A 15782-nucleotide genomic window follows, 5' to 3' on the forward strand; every position below is an offset into this window, starting at 1 on the left:
ACCTCAGACCGAAGTCCAATGACCTGTGTCTATAGTTTCGATAGTTCAGGCGACCAGAAGGCGCGCTTGGAGCGGCATGGGAACATGGGAAGGCAGCGAGCCCCACATGCTCAGGCGTTGGGCTGATAGCCCAATACGAAAGCGATAACCTTCTCCGAGGACATCTCGCACGGCTTCAGCGACGCACTGCCCGAAGCAACGCGATACAGATTGAAGCTGACGATGTCGTTCCCTGCCAGTTCTCGAGCAAAAAGGCTGTTCCTCCGTCCATCCTCCGACCGACGAACCGTCACGCCGAAACGCCTGCCTTCGTAAGCGCCTTCGCTATACCCCTCAGGCAGGCGCTCGAAAGCCGTATCGAACTCTGGATGGTCCATTCCGCATCACCGCCAATCGGCCTTCGCCCTGCGAACGTGAGCGCCGCGCCATGCGATTGGGGTCATCGCGTCAGTCTGACATTGCGGCCCCAAAGAAAGCCCGCGTCATTAGCGCTAGCAAAGTCCGGGTCCACATAGATGAAAACACGTTTGATAAGCGCGCCGTCGAACTCGAATACGTTGGCGAAACGGCCTTCGGACAGGCCTTCGACCGGCCACGCCGTGCCATCAGCCATAGCGCCACCTTCAAAGCCTTCCACGATCACGTGGTCACCGGCTACGTGGAAGGTCATGCGATCGAAATCGTGCTCGATCCGCTGAAGCGACCCCAACAGGCCCTTGGCGACTTCCATGAATTCGGCCTTGCCATATCCAACTCCGAACTTCGGGAAGTACGTCACGACATCGTCAGTCAGAATGTCGAGGATGGTGGGATCGCCACTGTCGATCTTCCGGAAATAGTCGGTGGCGACAGCAATGCGCTCTTGGGTTAGGTCTGTATTCGGCACTCTATGAACTCCTGAAATGCGGAAGCCTTGTCCGCTACGGCTTTAAGGATAATGGGCCCGGCAGGATCAGCCGGCCTGCTACCCGGACTTCAACGAAGCGCTCAGGTGCGGAAGCGATCGTCCTTCAGTTATCCGCGTCACACGCCCGTCGAGCATCGTTCAGACCAGGACGCCCCCTGACACATCGATCACTGCGCCAGCGGTGTAGCTTGCAGCAGGACTGACGAGGTAGCTGACGGCGCCCGCCACCTCTTCAATCGTGGCGATCCGACGGATGGGATGCATATCGATCACAGCCTGCGGAAAGTTGTCAGCAACTTCCCCGGTCATGTCGGTCGGCATGATGCCTGGTTGGACTACGTTGACGGTAATGTTGCGGGGGCCAAGATCGCGCTGCACCCCGCGCGCATATCCCGCGATCGCTGCCTTGGTTCCTGCGTAGTCGGCAATTCCCGGCACGATCGCTCGGGTGCCCAGGCCGGAACCTATGAAGACAATGCGGCCACCGTCAGAGATTTTCTGCGCCGCCGCACGCGTGATCGCCACGGTGCCCATGACATTGACCATCCACTGCCTGTCGAACGCGGCGGAATCGAGCGTCGGATCGTCGACCAATTTTCCTTGGACGGCGATTGCGGCGTTGTTGATCAAGATGTCGAGCTTGCCGAGTTCAGCTACGACCTGCTCGACCATGGGCTTGGCGGCCGACGTATCCGCTTGATCGCATCGAATTGCGAGAGCGCGAACGCCTTTGGCCCTCACCACCTCGGCGACGGACTCGGCTTTATCGGCCGAAGCAGCGTAGGTGATAGCAACGTCGGCTCCCTGATCGGCGAGCGTCGCCGCCAGCACGGCGCCAAGGCCTCGAGAGCCACCCGTGATGATAGCGACTTTGCCGTCCAAAACTTTCGACATCGGCGGTTCCTTTCTGAAATCTAATTGCCGGCTGACGGCTAAGCGACGTTGACGCCTTTCCAGAAGGCGATGTGATCCTTGATTGAGCGGGCCGCCGGCGAAGGGTCGGCGTAGGTCCAGGCGGCGTTTGCATTACGCAGGTCACCGACCCGGACATGGAAGTATTGCGCTGTCCCCTTCACAGGACAGACAGACGTATGCTCGCTTGGTATTAGATACTGCCGGTCAACTGATTGAGGCGGGAAATAATGGTTTCCATCCACGACCATAGTCTCGTCGCTGACCGCGAGGGTGACATCGTTCCAAACTGCTGAGACCAAACCGGACTCCTCTCTTGTCGTTCAGCCACGTTCATCGACAAGTGGCCCTATCGGGGGGACAAATCAGTTCGCCGGGGTTTGTCCGGCAAGCAGCTTGTCGAGCGAGCCATCTGCATCGAGCGCAACGAGGTCGTCGGAGCCGCCGACATGCGTCTCGTTGATAAAGATCTGCGGCACGGTGCTACGCCCCGACGTCTCGATCATCGCCTTCCGGTGTGCAGGATCGGCTTCGATATCAAGCTCGGTGAATGCCACGCCCTTCTCTTTGAGGAGCGCCTTCGCGCGGCGGCAGAACGGGCACCAACTCGTGGTGTAGATCAGGACTTCAGGCTTCATGTTGCATCTCCAATCGTTGAGGGATGACGGGCCGTCCGCATTCGCGGCGTGTCATCCGAAGGTGAAGGCGAAGGCTTGCGCCCCAGGGTCGAGAAACTCGATTTCGAAGGCGCGCTCGCGGACTTCACCGCTCTGGCGCACGAGTTGGTAGAGACGCTGCGTGTCGATGACTCCCGTGCCGGCGGCATCGACGTCACTGCCGTGGTCGCCGGCCGGCGCCTTGCCGTCCAGGGTCACGCGGAACCGAACCGGACGACCTGAGGCCGATGGGCCGAGCACGAGATGGAGGTCTCGGGCATGGAAGCGATAGACGATGCGCGCGCTGGGGCTTCGCGTCTCCGCATACTCCTCCCGCACCGTCCAGACGCCGGACAGGGCCCATCCGTTCAAAGGCAAGCGAGCGGGTGTCGAGTACTCGCGCTCCACGTCCGGAGCGAGCCCGCCTGGGGATTGGAGCCGCGCGAAGCGAGCAAAGCCTAGATAGGTCTCCGGCGAGCGAACGTCGTTCCAACTCGGCGCGGCGGCAGCGCCACTAACACGCACTGACACTGTGCGCATGTCGCCGACAGCCTGACCGTTCTCAGCGAGCAGCCTCTGAATGACTTTCTCGGACTCGGCATAATTGCCCTCTCCGAAGTGGTGGTAACGGATGCGGCCTTGGCCATCGACGAAGTAGTGTGCCGGCCAGTACTGGTTGTTGAATGCGCGCCAGATCCTGTGGTCGTTATCCAGCGCTACGGGGTACGTGACCTCAAAATCTCGCACGGCTTTCGCCACGTTCGCCGCATCTTTTTCGAACGCGAACTCCGGTGCATGAATGCCGACGACGACCAGGCCGGCCGAGCGATACTTCTCCTCCCAGGCACGCACATAAGGCAACGTGCGAAGGCAGTTGATACAGCTGTAGGTCCAGAAGTCGACGAGAACGACCTTGCCGCGAAGATCCTCGGCCGTGAGCGGAGCGGAGTTAAGCCAGCTCGTCGCCCCTTCAAGTGAAGGCATGATTCCTTCGACACCAAGGGCGCCGTCAGCCAAAACGCTCGTTTCGGACGATCGCCGGCCGAGACGGAACTGATCAAGGAGCGTCTGCTCGACGGTCGCCGTGCCGGACAGCGAGAGTCTGGTGAGAAGCCCGGTATCCAGTCCGAGCGCGATGGCCGCGACGGAAACCAGGACCAGCGCTCCGAGCGAACGCCGCATCCAATTTCCAACTCTGATCGACCGCTTCATCGCGCCGAAGACACGTCCGCCGATCAGCAATGCCAAGGCGAGCGAGGTAGCCGCACCGGCTGCGTAGGCGAACAAGAGAAGCGATGTGCCGACGTTTGCTCCCTGAAGAGCAGCGCCGGTCAACACCAGTCCAAGAACAGGGCCGGCGCATGGAGCCCAAAGCAGGCCCGTGGCGACACCAAGTAAGAGAGAAGCGAAGAACCCACTTCTTTCTGGCCCGTCAGGACCGGCGGTGCGCGTGAGCCGATCACCGAGGCTGACGAGTGGCCGAGTTGCCCTGTCGGCGAGCGAGGGGAGCAAAAGGAGAAGGCCGAACAGCCCTAAGATGACGAGGGCAGCCAACCGTCCCGCGTTGTTCGCCTGTACAGCCCAGCCCCCACCGACCGCTGCCAACGTCGCGACACCCGCGAAGGTTGCGGCCATGCCGAGCAGGAGGGGTAAGCCGCTACGGAGGAAGGGCTGATCCGAGCGGGCGAAGACGAATGGCAGAACCGGCAGGATGCAGGGACTGATTATGGTGAGGACGCCAGCGAGGTAAGAGAGGATCAGGAGGACGATCACAACCGCACCTCCAGCGAATTGTCGCTAAGCCGCGATTTTTGCGCGCTATCACTCGCGGGGCTGCCGTCTCTTTTCCCGGAGAAGGCGACATGCGCGGGCATCGTGGACATCACGCCGCCATCTTTCGGACCGTGTCCAAGACACGGTCTTGCCGGTATGGCTTGGGGAAGAACACAACGTCCGCTGGAACGACGGCTTCGTCAGGCCAAGGCCTCCCGGACGTGATGATGATCTGGATGGTTGGCCACCGCCGGCGGATGCAAATGGCGAGCATGATGCCATCGATGCCGCCGGGCATGTTCACGTCCGTGAACACGACGCGCACATCCAGTCGTTCCTCCAGGGTCATGAGCGCGGCGGATGCATTTGGCGCCTGCAAGACTTCGAAGCCCGCCTCCTCGATCATGTCCGTTGCAAACAGACGGAGAAGTGGTTCGTCTTCGACGACGAGCACCACGGGTTTCATCATTCCACGCATACCCCCATTAACCTTGAACCAGGTGACGCATGGAGGCGTGCAGATCGGCCGTTAACCCGGCGGGCTCGTAGCGAACATCGACGCCTCCGGTGCCGACCAGGCCGATGTTGATCAGCTTCGATCCAAAGCCTCGGCGAGTTGGAGGCACAACCGGAGGCCCACCCCGTTCCCGCCATTCCACGCGGAGAAGGTCGTCGTCCTGGCCGACCTCGACATCCCACGACAGCGAGACGTGGCCGCCGTCGCTGGTCAGCGAGCCGTATTTACAGGCGTTGGTCAGCAACTCGTGGACGATAAGGGAAAACGAGAGCGCCGCTCGTGGCCCCAGCGCCACCGCCGGCCCACTCATGTCGACCCTATCTGAGAACCCGATCGCGTCGATCACTGTCGCTGCGACAGCTTGCAGGTCAGCTTGTGTCCAACTCATTTGGAGCAAGGCGTCGTGCGCCGCGCTCAGAGCCATCAGCCGACGCTCGAAGGCGTAGACCGCCTCGCGATCGGTGACGCTTCGCAGCGTTTGGCTGGCGATGGCCTGAACCATGGTGAGCATGTTCTTCAGGCGGTGAGCAATCTCGCCGTTCACTATGAGTTGCTGCTGCTCGGTACGATGCCTCGCGACGCCGGCCTCGAGCCGGTCTGCCGCACTTCGCAGAAACGAGATTTCCTCTGCGGGCCAAGGTCGGGGATGCGCCGAGTGAACGAAGAAGACGGCGATGGTTTTGCCACGATCTCGAACCGGCATGTCGACCAGCGACCGAACGCCGACCCGCATTGCGCTCTCGAGCTTGTGCAGAGTGCGATCGTCGGTCAGGGCGTCCCAAACGACGAGAGGGTCGCCAACGACGAGCGGCTCGCGCAAGCTCCCGTACTCGTCGAGACGGTGGCGCCCGGCAATGCTCACGGCCCCCGGCGCCGTCCAATCGGTTTCGACGTCAATCGTATCGACGTTCTCGTTGACGGATCCGAACCCGGCTCGGTCTGCGGAGAGCGCTCGGCCGACGATGGCGGCGGTCGCCGAAGCCATCTCTGCGGTGTCGTGGCTGCTCCGAATGGTCTCGCCGATTTCGACCAAGGCGGTCTGCAGGGCTGTGAGGCGCTCGCTCGCCGTTGCGATCCGGCGCAGTTCGAGATTTTCGCTAGCGAGACGGGCGAGCGCCTGCAGCATCGCCTTTTCCATCTCGCTGAGCCCTTCAGGCCGCGGAACGGTATCGATGACGCACAGGCGACCCACGATCGCTCCGGATCGCAGGACTAGCGGTGCGCCAGCGTAGGCGCGAAAGTGCCTGGCGCCTGTGACGAGCGGATTGCGCTTGGTCCGCGCATCATTTGTGAGGTCGACGATCTCGAGAAGATCGCCCTGATCGATCTCGATCCGACAGACAGAGTGTTCGATCTCCGTCTCGCATACCTCAAGCCCGTACTTGGCTTTGAACCATTGCCGGTCAGTATCCAGCAGGGTGATGAGCGCAATGGGAACGTCACAGGCCTTCGCGGCGACAAAAACGAGATCGTCGAAGGCTTGCTCATCCGGTGTGTCGAGCACCATGAGGTCTGCAAGCGCCCGCGCCCGCTGTGCCGCCCCGAAATCGGTTCTGTCAGCGCTCAGGCTCACCGCAGTTCTCCTGGATGATGCCTCGAAGGTCGAGCGTGGCCGATCATCGGCGTTTCCCGCGTCATGTCAGTGCCCCCTCATGCGGGGCGGCCACTGCGATGACGGCACGCCCGCATGGCCGCTCTGATCGGCGATGGGGTCACCGACGGCGAGGACGATCTTGCCCTGGATATGGCCTGCCTCTGCGCGTTCGTGAGCGACGGCCGCTTCGGAAAGCGGATATGTGCTATCGACGGCGACGCGAACCGCACCGCTGTCGAGCAAGCGAGCTAGCTTGGCCAACTGATCGCCACTGGAACGCACCTGCGTCGCCGAAACGGTCACTCCCCGGTCGGCAGCTTCATCATGTCCGGCAAAGCCAAGGGGAAAAATCGGGAACAGCGCTCCGCCCCGACGTATGGTCCGAAGGAAGCGGCCGGAGGTCGGACCGCCGACCGCATCGACGACAAGATCGATGTCTCGCACATCGTCTTCGGGTTTGGTCTTCGTGTAGTCGATGAACTCGTCGGCACCCAGTTCGCGGAGGAACGCTTCGTGCCGGGTTGAAGCGACCGCGATGACACGCGCGCCTTCGTGCTTTGCCAACTGCAATGCCAGATGACCGACACCCCCCGCAGCGCCGTTGATCATAACGCTCTTCCCAGCCAACGGGACCGGGGTGTGGCGCTCGGACTGCAGCGGGTTCTGCTCGTTATGGCCTAGCTCGATCAGGAACTGCCAAGCGGTCAGCCCCGACATGGGAACGGCGGCTGCATGAATATGGTCCAGGTGCCGGGGCTTGGCCGCAACGTCGGAAGCAGGCGCGGAAACATACTCGGCGTATCCCAGGCTCTCGCCGAAGCTGGGAAAGCGGATCATTCCGAAAACTTCGTCGCCCACCGAGAACGCGGTCACATCGTCGGCGACCTTCTCGACGATCCCGGACACATCCGAGCCGGGTATGGCGGGGAATGTCACCGACGGCCGCCACTCGGGCGGCAGAGCCTTGTATCCCTCGCGGAGATACCAGTCGGGCGGGTTGAGGCCTGCCGCTTGTACACGGACGAGCACCTCTCCCGGCTTTGTCACAGGTGTCGGCGCGTCCTCATAACGAAGGAGATGGGGAGCGCCGAACTCATGGAAGCGGATCGCCTTCATTTTTCGTCCTCCGATCAGACGCGTTCGAGGAGGGCGACAGTGCCTTGACCGCCATCGGCGCAGATGCTGACGATCCCGCGAGATCCGACCGGCATGGCCCACAGCTCTTTCACAGCTTGGCTGAGATCACGCGCGCCGGTCGCGCCGAAGGGATGTCCGATGGCTACCGAGCCGCCGTTGGGATTGACGCGATCCCAATCGAAGTTGCCCATCTCGGCCGAAACATGGGCCTTCTGTCGGACCCAGTTCGGATCGGTGATGGCCGCGACGTTGGCCAGCACCTGTGCCGCGAAAGCCTCGTGGATTTCCCAAAGTGCGATGTCGGCGAAGCCAAGGTGATGGCGCGCGAGAAGTCGTGGAATGGCATAGGACGGCGCCATCAGCAGCCCCTCCGTGCGCAGGTCGACCGCCGAGACTTCGTAGTCGACTATCCGCGCATAGGGCGTGCCATCGGGTAACCTCTTCAGACCCTCTTCGTTGGACACCCAACAACCGGCCGCCCCATCCGTGATGGGGGAGCTGTTGCCGGCTGTCAGGCTACCCATCCCGCTCTCACGATCAAAGGCGGGCTTCAAACCGGATAGACGTTCGGCGGATGTGTCCGCGCGCGGGTTGGCATCGCGGGAAAGCTCCGGCAGCGAGATCACGAGGTCATCGAAGAAGCCGCCGTCCCAGCCGGCGACGGCGCGCTGGTGGCTTTTTAGAGCCCAATCATCTTGAGCCTCACGCGAGATGCGCCACGCCTTGGCGGTCTCCTCCATGTGATCGCCCATTGTCCTGCCCGTAAGGCGGTTGGCCCAGCCCTTGGTGGGGAGCACATAGTCTTGAGGGGTCAACGCCCCCAGGGCGGCAAGTGCCGCAGCCGGATCCTGCGCGAAGAGATCGGTAAGTCGTTTAGATGCCTCAGCGGTGAGAGCGAGCGACGGTCGGCTCATGACCTCAGACCCGCCGACCAGTATCAGGTTGAGCCCGCCGCCGAGCATCCCGGCTGCGGCGAAGCTCGCGGTCATGCTGGTCGAGCACGCTAGGACTACGGAGAATGCTGGAACGTTGGGGTTGAGCTTCGCGTCCAGCCAGATTTCGCGAGCGATATTGCTCCAGCCCAGGTTTGGGATGACGGTTCCCCAGATCGTCAGATCGGGCTCAGTACGCTTCGCCAATTCTTGGACGACTGGCACTGACAACGAGACCGCGTCATAATTTGCCAACGCTCCTCCGCCACGACCGAATGGTGTCCGCAAGCCTGCGGCTATGAAAACTGGTTCGGCGAAGCGGCTCACGGTGATCTCCCAAAGCAAAAGATTCTAATTAGACGGGGTGGCTTGGTGCGGTCCGCTGACGGCAGGCGCCGCCCGTCAGGGCGTCTCCCCATCCCTGAGGTCGATGACCATTTTTCCGATGTTTCTTCCGGCGAAGAGATCGAGGAACGCCGAAGGGGTTTTCTCGAGGCCGTGAACAACCGTCTCCTGCCATTTGACCTTCCCATCGGCGATCCACCGGGTGACGTCGCGCTGGAAATCTTCCCAGAGCGACATGTTGTGGACGGTGATGAAGCCTTGCAGCAGGAGGCTCTTCTCAATAACCGCATAGATGTTGCGGGGACCGACCGGCTCGCTGTTGTATTGCTCGATCATTCCACACAGAGCGAAGCGGGCGAAGTCATTGGCCGCCTCAAGCGCCGCTTCGAGGTGCGTGCCACCGACGTTGTCAAAATAGATGTCGACGCCCTTAGGCGCGGCTTCGCGAAGTGCTGCGACCATGTCGTCCGTATTCTTGTAGTTTATCGTGGCATCGGCGCCTGCTTCCTCGCGCAGCCAACGCAATTTGTCCTCGCCGCCCGCGGACGCGACGACACGGCATTCCTTAATCTTTGCGATTTGGACAGCGAGCGATCCGACCGACCCCGCTGCTGCTGACACGAACACAGTCTCACCAGCTCGCGGCTTTCCGATCTTGAGCATGCCGATGTAGGCGGCGAAGCCGGGGAAACCGAGCGGGCCCAGATACGCCTGCTCCGGAATCGTCGTATCGATCCTCGTAGCGGATGCGGCGTCGATGATCGCGCGGTCGCGCCAGCCGGCAAAGTGGCTCACGACCTCGCCAAGGCCGAACCGGTCATCCTTGCTTTCGACCACGACGCCGATCGCGGCGCCATCCAGAGGCTCGCCAACTTGGAAAGGCGGCATGTAGCTGTCTCGACCGGTCATGCGACCTCGCATGTAAGGGTCAACGGAGAGCCAACGGTTGGCGACGAGCAGTTGTCCTCGCTCTGGCGTGGGGAGATCCTGCTCGACGAGCTCGAAGTTGTCGGCCTGTGGTAGCCCTTCGGGACGACTTCTAAGGTGAAATTGACGGGCCATGATTGTCATGGGCGAAGCCCTTCCCGGACAAAGCTTGAGCTGGGCGCGCCCGCGTGACGGGATACGATCATCTGGCCGCCCCTACCCACCGTAGCGCTCGGTCTTGATGATCGAGACGCCCAGCCCTGCCGACAATGCGCTGTCCGTCGCGATGTTGACGAAACCGTTCGACCCGCAAACGAACACGTGGCCCGGGTCGCGACCGAGACGTGCGATTGTCGCCTGGACGATCCCGTCGTCGATCCGTCGGCCATAGTCCGAGGCGCGCCTCGGTGCTTCGCGCGTAATCGCGAGCGTCAAGACGAACGTGGGATCGCTCATCTCGATTGAGTGGAGCTCGCTGGAGAAGAGCACGTCCTCACTGGTTCGCGCCGACAAGAGCAGAGCGACTGGCACGGCCTGTGCTGATGCCCGGCGCTGCCGGATCATCGCCATCAGCGGCACTACGCCTGAACCTGCGCCGATCAGCAGCACCGGCTTGTCGGCAGGCTCGGGCCAAAGGAAGTGGCCTCCAAGCGGTCCCCTGAGTTCGATCTCGTCGCCGGCTGCGGCGACATCGTGGAAGAATGGCGAAACTTCGCCATTCGGCAGGCGCTCGATGGCGAGCTCCAGGGTCGGTGAAGAGCCCGCCGACGATGCGATCGAATAACTGCGCATGGCCTGATAGCCGTCTGGGGCGGTCAGCCGGACGTCGACGTGCTGGCCTGCTGTATGGACGAACGGTTCCGGCAACCGCAGGAAGAAGCTCTTGATACTCGGTGTCTGTTGGACGATTTCGTCGATCACGCCTGACTGCCACGACGCGGGTTGTGCGTCGAACTCAGTCATGGGTGTACCGTTGCTCGCGCCACGGATCACCGTAGATGTGATAACCGCGCAACTCCCAGAACCCGGCCTCGTCGCGAGTGGTGAACTGCAGCGCATTCACCCACTTGGCGGACTTCCAGAAGTAGAGATGCGGAACAAGAAGGCGCGCTGGTCCGCCATGGTCGCGGGGAAGCGGCTGGCCCGCGTAGTTCAGCGCGACCATAGCCTTGCCGGACAACATGTCCGCGAGCGGAACATTCGTCGAATAGCCATCGTAGCAGTGCGCAAGAACGAAGTCTGTTGGCTGTTCAACTCCAGCGTCCGCGAGGATGTCCTCGATCAGCACGCCTTCCCACTTCGTGTCGAGCTTGGACCACGACGTGACGCAGTGAATGTCTTTGGTCACTTTGGTCTTTGGAAGGGCGTTGAATTCGCTCCAACTCCAGACCTTGACGGGTTTCGGACCGATCTTGACCGTGAACTTCCAGTCGGACGTCTCGATACGAGGCGTCGGCCCGGCGGTAAGAACGGGAAAGTTCTCCACGAGATGTTGACCTGGCGGAATACGGCCCTCGTGGTCGCCGCCTGAACCGCGGCCGGTGAAACCTCTGGTGACCATGCCGAACCCCCTTGCTCGTCACGACAGACCGACCGACTTCATCTCAGGCTAATGCGTAGATGATCCTCGCAAATGAAAGATATCGAGCGGATCGCAAAGCTGATGTTCAGACAACCGGGTGTTAAATCAGTAGAGACACGCAATTTGTCACTATGACTCGCGATAATCCCGCGTCGACTATAGCTTTATATCAGACTGCTTTCCCAATGCCCTGTCGCTATAGTTTCGATAGCCTTGAACCTGTGTTGCGTGCGCGTCATGGCTCGTGGGAGAGATGAAGCTTCGCGAGGTGAGGTCGCCAGCATTCGACTGCGGCGCGCACAGGAGGTCGTCATTCCCATCCAAGACGAGATTATCGAAGCGCTCGGCGTTTCCGCGTCGTTCGATGCCCGACGCGAGGCGGCAGAACGCGCCGCCTTCCTCCGAGACTATCTGAGGTCGTCAGGGCAGCGAGCGTATGTGCTTGGAATCAGCGGCGGGGTCGATTCCCTGACGGCGGGCCTAATCGCGCAATCGGCCGTGAAGGATCTGCGTCAGATCGGGTACGAGTGCGAGTTTGTGGCGGTGCGGCTGCCCTATGGCGAACAGACGGATGAGCGCGATGCTCAGCTCGCTTTGTCAGCCATCAGGCCCGACCGCGTCGCGGTGATCAATGTAAGGCCCGCGACAGACGCGCTGTGGAACGAGATGACAGGCTCCGGACACGAGCCCGTCGACCCCGGCCAACGCAGCACGGTGTTCGGGAACATCAAGGCACGCCAACGGATGGTCGCCCAGTTTGCTCTCGCGGGGACCCTGGGCGGCCTTGTGATCGGCACGGACCATGCAGCCGAAGCAGTGATGGGTTTCTTCACAAAGTTCGGCGATGGCGCGGCCGATGTTCTCCCTCTCGCCGGACTCAATAAGCGGCGCGTTCGCGCAATCGCGTCTCATCTGGGCGCCCCGGCGAAGTTAATAGGCAAGGTTCCCACTGCAGATTTGGATGACGCGATGCCGCTACGCCCCGACGAAGATTTCTACGGCGTGACCTATGATGAGATCGACGACTACCTCGAAGGAAGGGGTGTGGCCCCGGCGGCGGTCGAGACGATCCAGAGAGCGTACCGAGCCACCGCGCATAAGCGCGCGCTGCCTGTGGCGCCCAACGTGCAGCTTCCGGCGCCGTAAGGGTCGAGCGAACGCCTGAATTCGCCCCCCCAAGACATAGAAACTATGTCACGCCGCTATTGGAAAAGACCGGCTTTGGAATTCATAGTCAACCACGTAAACTTGTGGCCGCGACGGGTATAGTTGAGACAAGGCTCTGGTCTTATCGACTATTCAACGCTCGGGCTATGGGATGGTGAAGTATAGCAGTCACCCTGCGGTCGCGATTTTTCGCTGCGGGTCGGGCACATGCTTCGTGTTCGGAGATAGAAATGAGCGCGGCCGAACGTCAAGCGCCAGAGCTTCGTGTTGATCGGTGGATCGGCGTGGATGGAAGCGACCTTAAGACGCCGATCAAGCTGTCGGATTTCGGCATAGGGCCGAAGGTCGTTTTCGCGTTTCAGCACTGGTGCAGAGGCTGCCATCTGCATGGGTTTCCCACACTGCAGAAATTGCACGGTGCGCTGCAATCCAGGGGCGTGGGCTTCGCAGTGATCCAAACAGTCTTCGAAGGAGCGCACGAAAATACATTCGACAAGTTGCGCATCAATCAGGTGAAGTACGGTCTCCCCATCGCTTTCGGGCACGACGAACCGCCGGCTGGAGCCGCGTTTCCTACGTTCATGGAGGATTACCGAACACGGGGAACGCCTTGGTTCACGGTCATCAATGCCGATGGTCGGATCGTCTTTTCGGATTTCCACCTCGACGCAGATCGTTTGGTGGCGGAACTGGAGAGCACGTGAGACATGCCGCGTTGGCTCATTCTAGCCGTCACCCACTTCGCCGTTGGCGTCACCGGCTTTGCTGCCGGCATCTACACGCTGCCCATCCTCACCGCGCCGGCATCGCCCACTGAATTTGCGCTGAGGAGCGCGACGCCTGAAGCGATCTATTCGGGAAAGCTTTCTCGTGATCTAGCCGGCAGCGACCTGCTGCACTGGGGCGAAGGTGAAGTGCAGATCCTGCCTCACCGGATCGCGCACATCGGCCGTCTCTCTCCCGGGCCGGACTACAAGCTTTATCTCACCCCGCACTTCGTCGAATCCGAGGAAGCGTTCCTCGCAATCAAGGACGCGTCGGCCCGGGTTGGCGATGTGAGGACGTTCAATGGCTTCATTATGGAGGTGCCCGCCGACATCGATGTTCGCGACTACAGCGCCGTTGTCATCTGGTGTGAAGCCTTCGATCAATTCATCAGTTCTGCGGAGTACCAGCCTCCGCGCCAGGCTCGGAAATGAGTCAGGCGATGGACAGCGTGAAGGCAGCCTGCGGGCGGGGGCTCGTTTTGGCGCCGGTCGCAGCGCTGTTGTTGAGTGTCGCCACGTTGCTCTTGGGCAATGGTCTATTGGGCACGCTTCTGATCGTGAGGGCTGGTGAGGAAGGCTTCGCCGCTCATACGATCAGCGCGATGATGTCCCTATACTTTGCGGGCTTCACCATTGGCGCACTCACGCTGCCCAGGATGATCGTGTCCGTCGGTCATGTGAGAACTTTCGCCGGCTTCGCCGCGATCGCCTCGATGACGGCTCTTCTTCATGTCGCATTCGTGGAGGCGAACGTATGGATGCCGCTTCGCCTTGTGACCGGCTTTGCCTATGCAGGCATGATCCTGGCGACTGAGAGCTGGCTCAACGCGCACGCGATTCAATCCACGCGCGGTCAGCTTTTGTCGATTTTCGGCGTTGTTTCGATGGGCTCATGGGCCCTTGGTCAAGCGCTTCTCAACATCGCTCCCCCCGCAGACGTGACGCTGTTCCTGTTCGTCTCGCTGCTGATATCTGCGGCCGTCGTCCCCGTCACGCTGCTGCCCAGTCATCCTCCGGCCGAGGTCGAACAGGAGTCCGTCGCCTTTCGCGATCTCGTTGCGGTTTCGCCCCTCCCGTCGGTTGGCGTTTTCCTAGCCGGCCTGGCCATCGGCGGCTTCTGGGGACTAGGGCCGAATTTTGCGCAGAGGATTGGCCTCGATGTGGGCGGCATTTCTGCGTTCATGGCGGCGGTCCTTGGTGGAACGCTCGTGCTGCAGTGGCCTTTGGGATGGCTATCGGACCGCATGTCGCGGACACTCGTCATTGCCGGCGCCGCCCTGGCTTCCGCGGCGGCCGCGATCGGCGTGGCGCTGGCCGCGGACGCCCCTCTGCCTGTGCTACTTGCGGCGGGCGCGCTGTTCGGCGGTTTCGGTATTCCCATCTATTCGCTATGCCTTGCCGTTGCGAACGACGACCTTCCTGCGGGTCGGCTGCTAGGCACGGCTCGCGGACTTCTCCTACTCAACGGGATCGGAACCGCCGCCGGGCCACTCATCGGAGGCCTGGTGATGGACCTCCTCGGCCCTGGCGGCCTGTTCCTCTACGCGGCGGCATTGCTGACTGCCCTGGCGGTCTTGGCCGGTATGCGCAGGCACTCAGACCGCTCGGTCAAGACGAGAGCAACACGCTGCCCGAGCACGGCGATGATCACCGGGTCGCTCGACGCAATGATACGAACCCCGGCGGATCAGCGCCGCTGAGACGCCTATGCCGACGACCGAAGGATTGCCAGTCGGCTGTTAGAGGTGTGGATCGGCGTGGAAAAGGGACCCCGGTAGCGGGGTGATCGGCGTCGAAAAGGGACCCCTCATCCCGTTGGTCTAGGCTGTTCGCTTGGCGGTGTGTCAGGCGGCGAGATCGGGATGCTGGTATTGGAGACGGTGTTGAGGATCCGGCGCGAGCACGCGTCGGGGAAGGCCATCAAGGCGATAGCGCGGGACCTGCACCTGTCGCGCAAGGTGGTGCGCAAGGCGATCCGGGCGCCGGAGGCGGACATGGGCTACCGGCGGGAGGTGCAGCCGCTGCCGAAGCTGGGGCCGTTTCAGGCGCGACTGGATGCGTTGCTGGAGGAAGACGAGGCACGACCGCGGCGCGAGAAGCTGCGCCTCACGCGCATCCACGACCTGCTGCTACGCGAGGGGTTCGACGGCTCGTACGACGCGGTGCGGCGTTATGCGTCCCGCTGGCGGCAGGCGCGACGTCGCGATGTGATGGATGCGCCGGCGTTCATCCCGCTGCTGTTCCGGCCGGGCGAGGCGTATCAGTTCGACTGGAGCCATGAGGACGTCGAGATCTCGGGCAAGCCGATGCGTGTAAAGGTCGCGCATGTGCGGCTGTGCGCATCACGGGTGATGTATGTGCGCGCCTATCCCCGCGAGACACAGGAGATGCTGTTCGACGCGCATGCGCGGGCGTTTGCCTTCTTCGGAGGCGTGCCGACGCGCGGCATCTACGACAACATGAAGACGGCGGTGACGAGCGTGTTCACGGGCAAGGAGCGGGTCTTCAACCGGCGCTTCCTGGTCATGGCCAACCATTACATGGTCGAGCCGACCGCCTGCTCACC

At 61.9% G+C, this 15782-nt stretch carries 18 protein-coding genes; 5 read left to right on the forward strand and 13 right to left on the reverse strand.

What is annotated here, in order from left to right:
- Positions 1-110: 110 nt before the first annotated feature.
- The 13 genes from ACH0BU_RS06210 to ACH0BU_RS06270 form a co-directional block, all read right to left on the reverse strand.
- The gene (locus ACH0BU_RS06210; protein ID WP_024588016.1) at positions 111-377 is read right to left on the reverse strand and encodes a hypothetical protein; all 267 of its coding nucleotides are present in this window, start codon (positions 375-377) and stop codon (positions 111-113) included.
- 62 nt (positions 378-439) lie between these two features.
- A complete protein-coding gene (locus ACH0BU_RS06215; RefSeq protein ID WP_066762405.1) occupies positions 440-886 on the reverse strand; it encodes a nuclear transport factor 2 family protein in 447 nt (148 codons plus the stop codon).
- A gap of 159 nt (positions 887-1045) precedes the next feature.
- Entirely contained in the window at positions 1046-1801 is a 756-nt protein-coding gene (locus ACH0BU_RS06220; protein WP_066762403.1) for an SDR family NAD(P)-dependent oxidoreductase, read from the reverse strand.
- 38 nt (positions 1802-1839) lie between these two features.
- Positions 1840-2121 carry a DUF427 domain-containing protein gene (locus ACH0BU_RS06225; protein WP_082733349.1) on the reverse strand — a complete coding sequence of 94 codons (282 nt, stop codon included), beginning with the start codon at positions 2119-2121 and terminating at the stop codon, positions 1840-1842.
- 63 nt (positions 2122-2184) lie between these two features.
- On the reverse strand, positions 2185-2457 hold the full coding sequence (grxC, locus tag ACH0BU_RS06230; protein ID WP_066762402.1) for a glutaredoxin 3: 273 nt from the start codon (positions 2455-2457) through the stop codon (positions 2185-2187).
- 51 nt (positions 2458-2508) lie between these two features.
- Positions 2509-4248, reverse strand: a complete 1740-nt coding sequence (locus ACH0BU_RS06235; RefSeq protein ID WP_231736424.1) for a cytochrome c biogenesis protein DipZ — start codon at positions 4246-4248, stop codon at positions 2509-2511.
- A 109-nt stretch (positions 4249-4357) separates the two neighbouring features.
- Positions 4358-4714: a response regulator gene (locus ACH0BU_RS06240; RefSeq protein WP_396652006.1), complete on the reverse strand. Its 357-nt coding sequence runs from the start codon at positions 4712-4714 to the stop codon at positions 4358-4360.
- A 19-nt stretch (positions 4715-4733) separates the two neighbouring features.
- Complete coding sequence (locus tag ACH0BU_RS06245) at positions 4734-6338, reverse strand: sensor histidine kinase (protein WP_066762397.1); 1605 nt, start codon at positions 6336-6338, stop codon at positions 4734-4736.
- Between the two features lie 66 nt (positions 6339-6404).
- Positions 6405-7475, reverse strand: coding sequence for an NADP-dependent oxidoreductase (locus ACH0BU_RS06250; protein ID WP_206431367.1), 1071 nt, complete (start codon positions 7473-7475; stop codon positions 6405-6407).
- Between the two features lie 14 nt (positions 7476-7489).
- Positions 7490-8755: a thiolase family protein gene (locus tag ACH0BU_RS06255; protein WP_126003858.1), complete on the reverse strand. Its 1266-nt coding sequence runs from the start codon at positions 8753-8755 to the stop codon at positions 7490-7492.
- A gap of 75 nt (positions 8756-8830) precedes the next feature.
- Positions 8831-9844, reverse strand: a complete 1014-nt coding sequence (locus ACH0BU_RS06260; RefSeq protein ID WP_066762394.1) for an NADP-dependent oxidoreductase — start codon at positions 9842-9844, stop codon at positions 8831-8833.
- A 72-nt stretch (positions 9845-9916) separates the two neighbouring features.
- Positions 9917-10663, reverse strand: coding sequence for a ferredoxin reductase (locus tag ACH0BU_RS06265; RefSeq protein ID WP_066762391.1), 747 nt, complete (start codon positions 10661-10663; stop codon positions 9917-9919).
- The gene (locus ACH0BU_RS06270; protein ID WP_066762388.1) at positions 10656-11261 is read right to left on the reverse strand and encodes a sulfite oxidase-like oxidoreductase; all 606 of its coding nucleotides are present in this window, start codon (positions 11259-11261) and stop codon (positions 10656-10658) included. Before ACH0BU_RS06270 ends, ACH0BU_RS06265 begins: the two co-directional genes overlap by 8 nt.
- Before the next feature lie 258 nt (positions 11262-11519).
- Between ACH0BU_RS06270 and nadE the strand changes: the two genes are divergently transcribed.
- From nadE to istA, 5 genes are all read left to right on the forward strand, one after another.
- A complete protein-coding gene (nadE, locus tag ACH0BU_RS06275; protein WP_082733348.1) occupies positions 11520-12428 on the forward strand; it encodes an NAD(+) synthase in 909 nt (302 codons plus the stop codon).
- Positions 12429-12679: 251 nt separating this feature from the next.
- Positions 12680-13153 carry a peroxiredoxin family protein gene (locus ACH0BU_RS06280; protein ID WP_066762385.1) on the forward strand — a complete coding sequence of 158 codons (474 nt, stop codon included), beginning with the start codon at positions 12680-12682 and terminating at the stop codon, positions 13151-13153.
- Positions 13154-13156: 3 nt separating this feature from the next.
- A complete protein-coding gene (locus tag ACH0BU_RS06285; RefSeq protein ID WP_066762377.1) occupies positions 13157-13648 on the forward strand; it encodes a DM13 domain-containing protein in 492 nt (163 codons plus the stop codon).
- An 8-nt stretch (positions 13649-13656) separates the two neighbouring features.
- Entirely contained in the window at positions 13657-14916 is a 1260-nt protein-coding gene (locus tag ACH0BU_RS06290; RefSeq protein WP_066762371.1) for an MFS transporter, read from the forward strand.
- Between the two features lie 162 nt (positions 14917-15078).
- Positions 15079-15782, forward strand: a 704-nt coding sequence (gene istA / locus ACH0BU_RS06295; RefSeq protein WP_500263862.1) for an IS21 family transposase, incomplete at its 3' end; no start/stop codon positions are given.

The sequence above is a fragment of the Sphingomonas olei genome, assembly GCF_045369765.1.
Taxonomy (GTDB): domain Bacteria; phylum Pseudomonadota; class Alphaproteobacteria; order Sphingomonadales; family Sphingomonadaceae; genus Sphingomonas; species Sphingomonas panaciterrae.